Source organism: Mycobacterium sp. 852002-10029_SCH5224772, from assembly GCF_001667315.1.
Classification (GTDB): domain Bacteria; phylum Actinomycetota; class Actinomycetes; order Mycobacteriales; family Mycobacteriaceae; genus Mycobacterium.
In genome coordinates this window covers 84,493-91,026 of sequence record NZ_LZHT01000089.1, presented here as the reverse complement: position 1 = coordinate 91,026, position 6,534 = coordinate 84,493, and the positions used below count along the sequence as shown (strand labels likewise).

General features: G+C 64.8%; 3 protein-coding genes. All 3 read left to right on the top strand.

What is annotated here, in order from left to right:
* Nucleotides 1-4,545: non-ribosomal peptide synthetase (locus A5775_RS16245; RefSeq protein ID WP_156660726.1), on the top strand; the 4,545-nt coding region annotated here is incomplete at its 5' end.
* A gap of 62 nt (nt 4,546-4,607) precedes the next feature.
* Nucleotides 4,608-4,814, top strand: a complete 207-nt coding sequence (locus A5775_RS16240; RefSeq protein ID WP_067254342.1) for a hypothetical protein — start codon at nt 4,608-4,610, stop codon at nt 4,812-4,814.
* A 9-nt stretch (nt 4,815-4,823) separates the two neighbouring features.
* On the top strand, nt 4,824-6,332 hold the full coding sequence (locus A5775_RS16235; RefSeq protein ID WP_067254338.1) for an MFS transporter: 1,509 nt from the start codon (nt 4,824-4,826) through the stop codon (nt 6,330-6,332).
* Nucleotides 6,333-6,534: the final 202 nt, after the last annotated feature.

The window sequence follows — 6,534 nt, the reverse complement described above, 5'->3', positions numbered from 1 at the left end:
GGGGGTGCTGATGGGCAGCTGCGGTATGTGGGCCGTGCCGATGAGCAGGTCAAGATCCGCGGGTATCGCATCGAACTCGGGGAGATTCAGGCCGCACTGACCGCCCTGGAGGGCGTGGAGCAGGCCGTCGTGATCGCGCGCGAGGACCGACCCGGCGACAAGCGGCTGGTGGGGTATGTCACCGAATCGAGCAGCGGGACAGTCGATCCGGGCGAACTGCGTATCGCGCTGGCCGAGCGACTGCCGGAATACATGGTGCCGGCCGCGGTGGTGGTGTTGGCGGCGCTGCCACTGACCCCCAACGGCAAACTCGATACCCGCGCCCTGCCGGCACCCGAATACCAGAATGCCGGGTCCCGCGCTCCGGCTAGCGCGGTCGAGGAGATCCTGGCCGGCATCTACGCCGACGTGCTCGGCATCGAGCGCGTCGGTGTCGATGACTCCTTCTTCGATTTGGGTGGTGATTCGCTGCTGGCGACGCGCCTCGTCGCCGCGATCAACACCAGCTTGGATGCCGATCTCTCGGTACCCGCCTTGTTCGAGGCGCGCACAGTGGCGCAGTTGGCAGTCCGTATCGGTGCGAGCGCAGGTCGGCTTGAGCCGTTGGTGGCGGTGCAGCGGCCCGCAGTGGTGCCGTTATCGTTTGCCCAGCAACGGTTGTGGTTCCTGGACCAGTTGCAGGGGCCCTCACCGATTTACAACATGGTGGCGGCGTTGCGGCTCAGTGGAAGCCTGGATGCCGAGGCGTTGGGGGCGGCGTTGGCCGATGTGGTGGCACGCCAGGAAAGCCTGCGCACCCTGTTCCCCGCGGTCGAGGGGATACCCCAGCAGGTGGTGGTCCCGGCCGAGCGGGCCGGTTTCGGCTGGCAGATCGTTGATGCCACCGGCTGGTCGGAAAGCCGGCTGCACGAAGCCATCGGTGCCGCGGTGGGTCATTCGTTTGATCTGGCCGCCGAGATCCCGTTGCGGGCAAGGCTTTTCCGTGTCGCCGACGACGAACACGTGCTGGTGGCGGTGGTGCACCATATCGCCGGCGACGGCATGTCGATGGCTCCGCTGGTGGCTGATCTGGGGGTGGCTTATGCCAGCCGGTGTGCGGGTCACGCCCCGGGTTGGGCGCCGTTGCCGGTGCAGTATGCCGATTACACGCTGTGGCAGCGTGCGCAGCTGGGTGATGTGGCCGATGCCGACAGTCCGATCGCGGCGCAGCTGGGTTATTGGGAGCGGGAGCTGGCGGGGCTTCCGGAGCGGCTGGCGTTGCCGACGGATCGGCCTTACCCGCCGGTGGCCGATTACCGCGGCGCCAGTGTGGTGGTGGACTGGCCGGCGCAGCTGCAGCAGCGGATTGCTCAGGTGGCCCGCGAGCACAACGCAACCAGCTTCATGGTGATCCAGGCCGCCCTGGCGGTGCTGCTGGCCAAGCTCAGCGCCAGCAGCGATGTCGCGGTGGGGTTCCCGATCGCCGGACGCGGCGATCCCGCACTCGATCAGCTGGTCGGATTCTTCGTCAACACCCTGGTGCTGCGCGTCGATCTGGGCGGTGATCCCGACTTCGCCGAATTGTTGGCTCAGGTGCGAACGCGCGGCCTGGCCGCGTACGAGCACCAGGACGTGCCCTTTGAGGCACTGGTAGAGCGGCTCAATCCCACCCGAAGCCTGGCCTATCACCCGCTCGTACAAGTGATGTTGGCCTGGCAAAACTTCGCCGGGCAATGCAATGACCATGCCCCCGGACTGGCCTTGGCTGATCTCCAGGTCACGCCGCTGTCGGCGGACACCCAGGTCGCACGCATGGACCTGACATTTACCCTGGGCGAACGCTGGAACTCCGCCGGTGAGCCCGCTGGGATCGGCGGGTCGGCCGAGTTTCGCACCGATGTGTTCGACGCGGCCAGCATCCAGGCGCTCATCGCGCAGTTGGAGCGGGTGTTGGTAGCGATGACCGCAGACCCCAGACGACGGCTCTCGTCGGTGAATCTGTTGGACGAGGGTGAGCACGCCCGCCTGGATGAGTGGGGTAACCGGGTGGTGTTGACCCAGCCGGCGACAGAAGTGTCGATTCCGGTGTCGTTCGCTGCCCAGGTGGCCCGCACACCGGAGGCAGTGGCGATCAGCTGCCTCGGTCGCTCGATGACATACCGCGAGGTCGACGAAGCTTCGAACCGGTTGGCGCACTTGTTGGCCGCCCTGGGCGCCGGCCCGGGAGAGTGCGTGGCGCTGCTGTTGTCCCGTTCCGCCGAGGCCATCGTGGCGATTGTGGCCGTGCTCAAGACCGGGGCGGCCTACCTGCCGATCGACCTCGCGCATCCCGACGCTCGCATCGAATTCGTCGTGACCGACGCCGCGCCGATCGCCGCGATCACCACCACCGAGCTGGCCGAGCGGTTCGACGGCTACGACCTGCGGGTCATCGACATCAACGACCCCGCTGTTGACGCCCAGCCCAGCACGGCACTGCCAGCGCCGGCCCCCGACAACATCGCCTACCTCATCTACACCTCCGGCACCACCGGGGTGCCCAAGGGCGTGGCCATCACCCACCACAACGTCACCCAGCTGTTCGGGTCGCCGGATATCCACCTGCAGGCGCCCGCGTGGGCGCAGTCGCATTCCTTGGCCTTCGACGCCTCGGTGGAAGAGATCTGGTGTGCGTTGTTGCACGGCGGGCGGCTGGTGGTGGTGCCCGAGTCGGTGACACGCTCGGCGGAAGACTTGCACGCCTTGCTGGTCGCTGAACAGGTCAGTGTATTAAGCCAGTCGCCGTCTGCACTGGCGATGCTCTCCCCTGAGGGGTTGGAGTCGATGGCGTTGCTGGTGGCCGGTGAGGCGTGCTCGGCCGAGGTGGTGGAGCGGTGGGCGCCGGGGCGGATGATGGTCAATGAGTATGGCCCGACCGAGACCACGGTGTGTGCGTCCAGGAGTGCGCCCTTGGTCGCGGGTTCGGGGGTGCCGCCAATCGGCTCGCCGTTACCGGGTGCGGCGTTGTTCGTGCTGGATCAGTGGTTGTGTCCGGTGCCGCCGGGTGTGGTCGGTGAGTTGTACGTAGCCGGCGCCGGAGTAGGGGTTGGCTATGTGGGCCGGGCCGGGTTGACGTCGTCGCGGTTTGTGGCCTGCCCGTTCGGGGCGCAGGGAACGCGCATGTATCGCACCGGAGACCTCGTGAGTTGGGGCGCCGATGGGCAGCTGCGGTACCTGGGTCGCGCCGATGAGCAGGTAAAGATCCGCGGCTATCGCATCGAACTCGGTGAAGTGCGCGCGGCGCTGGCCGCACTCGACCGAGTGGAGCAGGCGGTGGTGATCGCTCGTGAGGACCGCCCCGGCGACAAGCGGCTGATCGGCTATGTCACCGGGACTGCCGACCCGGCCGAGGCGCGCGCCGCGCTGGTCGAGCGGCTGCCGGCCTACATGGTGCCTGCGGCGGTGGTGGCGATCGACGCCCTGCCGTTGACGGTCAACGGCAAACTGGACATCCGGGCCCTGCCGGCACCCGAATACACCGATGTCGATCGGTATCGCGCCCCGGCCACTCTCACCGAGGAGATCTTGGCCAGCATCTACGCCCAGGTTCTCGGGCTCGAGCGGGTCGGAGTCGACGACTCATTCTTCGACCTGGGCGGGGATTCGCTGTCCGCGATGCGGGTCATCGCGGCGATCAACACCAGTCTGGATACGAACCTTGCGGTGCGCACCTTGTTCCACGCGCCGTCCGTTAGAAGCTTGAGTCAGCAGTTGGGCCAAGATGCCAGCGAGATCGAAGTGGTCCCTGTTGAGTTCCTCAAGGAGGGCACCGGTGATCCGCTGTTCTGCATTCATCCCGGGGGCGGGCTGGTCTGGCCGTATCACGCTCTAGGCAATTACCTGGACTGCCCGATCATTGGAATTCAACAAATCCCGCAAAATGGCGAGGTTGAAGCTGGGTCAATCCGCGATATGGCGAAAAACTATGCGGATCGGATCCAAGGGGTTGATCCTACCGGGCCCTACAACCTTCTCGGCTGGTCGTTTGGAGGCGTTGTCGCCCATGAGATTGCCATCGAGCTCCAGCGACGCGGATGCTCAATCGCACACCTCATCCTTCTTGACGCTCTGCTATTTATCGATAGCGGTGCAACTCTACCGACCCTGGGCGAGCAGGACGTGCTAGCAGAGGTTTTGCGGTTCTGTGGTATAGACATTCCCGATCAGGATGAGCCGCTGACTTATGACCGGGTTGAAGGACTACTTCGCGAACGAGGAATTGTCGAATTTGCTCGATACAAACAGCTTCTGGATTTGGGTGTTCAAAACATTGACAGCAACCAGGCGTTGTCTGTAGGCCACGAACCCGGTGTCTTCGCTGGCGATATAACCATATTTTCCGCTGTGGGGGATGAGGCCGATCTGAGTTTGCCTCCTCTGCAAAGTTGGCGTCCGTACGTGACTGGCGACATCAACAGCTACCCGGTCGACTGTAGGCACCAAGAAATGATGAATCCTGAATCGCTCGTCCTGTATGGCGAACAACTCAAAGTCCTTCTAGAACCTGAAAGTGCGCGCACGGAATGATTGCACCGAAAGCGCCTTCCTGGATTGGGACAAGATCGACATCACAAAGAGCGGCCGGATTCATGCAAAAGATCAAGCACGATGTGTTCGGCAACGTTGTGGTGAGCGATATGCAGCCGCAGGGAGTCGGTTTTCGAGCGCGCATTGTGCTCTTCCAACTGGTACAAAACCTGCTCATCAGGGTTGAAAACTTTCCTGGGCGGTCCCCGACGCACGGCGGCAAAGAGCGTTTCGAGGCCGTCATCACTCAAAGCGCCGCGGCGAAATAGCGGTTCAAGATGGCCGTCGAACCGACAACGTTGCGCCCCACGAAGATGCGCTTTCCGGCTTTGCTGCGGTCTCGCCGGTTCGTCTCCGTAGTTGTCGCGATCGGCGGCATACAGCTGATGGTGTCGATGGACGGCCCCGTTGCGATCTTCGCGCTTCCCAGGATCCAGAACGAGCTGGGTTTGTCGGATGCCGCGCGGAGCTGGGTGATTACCGCTTACATGCTGACCTTCGGCGGCCTGATGCTGCTGGGTGGCCGCTTGGGTGACACCATCGGCCGCAAGCGAGCTTTCATCGTCGGGGTCGCGCTGTTCACCCTCGCCTCGACCTTGTGCGGCATCGCCTGGGACGGGGGCATGCTGATATCGGCACGGCTGCTGCACGGCGGGGCCGCCGCAATCACCACACCGACGATTTTGGCGCTGATAGCGACCACGTTCCCCAAGGGGGGGGAACGTAATTTTGCGACAGCGGTGTTCGGCGCGATGTCCGGTCTCGGCGGGGTGCTGGGCCTGGCGGTGGGCGGGGCGCTGACCGACGTGTCGTGGCGGCTGGCATTTTTGGTGAACGTGCCGATCGGGCTGGCGGTGATCTACCTGGCCGTCATCACGCTGCAGGAAACTCAGAAGGAGCGGATGAAGCTCGACGCCGCCGGGGCCGTGCTGGCCACGTTGACCTGTACCGCCTCAGTGTTCGGCCTCTCGACGGGCCCGGAAAAGGGGTGGCTGTCGGCCATCACGGTCGGTTCAGGCGTGGTGGCTCTGGCCGCTTTCGCTGCGTTCGTCGTGGTGGAGCGCAGGGCCGAGAACCCCGTCGTGCCGTTCAGCCTGTTCTTCGACCGCAACCGGCTGGCCACGTTCGCGGGCATGTTCCTTGCCGGTGGGATATTTTTCACCCTGACCGTGCTGGTCGGCCTGTATGTGCAGACCATCATGGGCTACAGTCCGCTGCGCGCCGGCATCGCCTTCATCCCGTTCGGCATCGCGATGGCCATCGGGGTCGGCGTGGCGTCGAAGCTGGTGGTGCGGTTCCCGCCGCGGCTGCTGGTGATGGCCAGCGGCAGCCTGATTCTGGTCGCGACGCTGTACGGCTCGACCTTCCACCGCGGCGTGCCGTACTTCCCAAATCTTGTTGTGCCGCTGATCATTGGCGCTATTGGCGTCGGCGGGGTCTTCGTCACGCTCACGTTATCGGTGATCGCCGGCGTCGGTTTCGACCGCATCGGGCCGACGTCGGCGATTGCACTGATGCTGCAGACCCTTGGCGGGCCACTGGTGCTGGCCATCATCCAAGCCGCCATCACGTCCCGCACGCTATCCCTGGGCGGCACCCTCGGGCCGGTGAAGTTCATGGATGCCGCGCAATTGCATGCGCTGGACCGCGGCTACACCTACGGCCTGCTGTGGCTGGGCGGCGTCGTCGTGCTGCTCGGTGGGGTGGCGCTGCTGATCGGGTACACCGCCGCGCAGGTGGCCCGCGCGCAGGAGGTCAAGGAATCCATCGACGCGGGGGAGATGTAGCTCGTCGTGGGCTCCGTCAACCGGGACCGGCTGCTTCACGGCGCCGCCGTCTCGGGTGTGAGGCCGTGCCGCCACGTATGGGCCGAAGTCAGCGGGCTCGACGAATAGTGCTGTCGCAGAATGTAATCCGCGCTACGACACGAATTTACGGTTGCGGAACTTACTGTCGCGCAGGGACCACCACTCTGTCGGCCGGCGCCCA

Excerpts from the sequence above, each read along its gene's own strand:
- A5775_RS16240 (WP_067254342.1), top strand. The coding sequence starts at position 4,608 with ATGCAAAAGATCAAGCACGATGTGTTCGGCAACGTTGTGGTGAGCGAT.
- A5775_RS16235 (WP_067254338.1), top strand. The coding sequence starts at position 4,824 with ATGGCCGTCGAACCGACAACGTTGCGCCCCACGAAGATGCGCTTTCCG.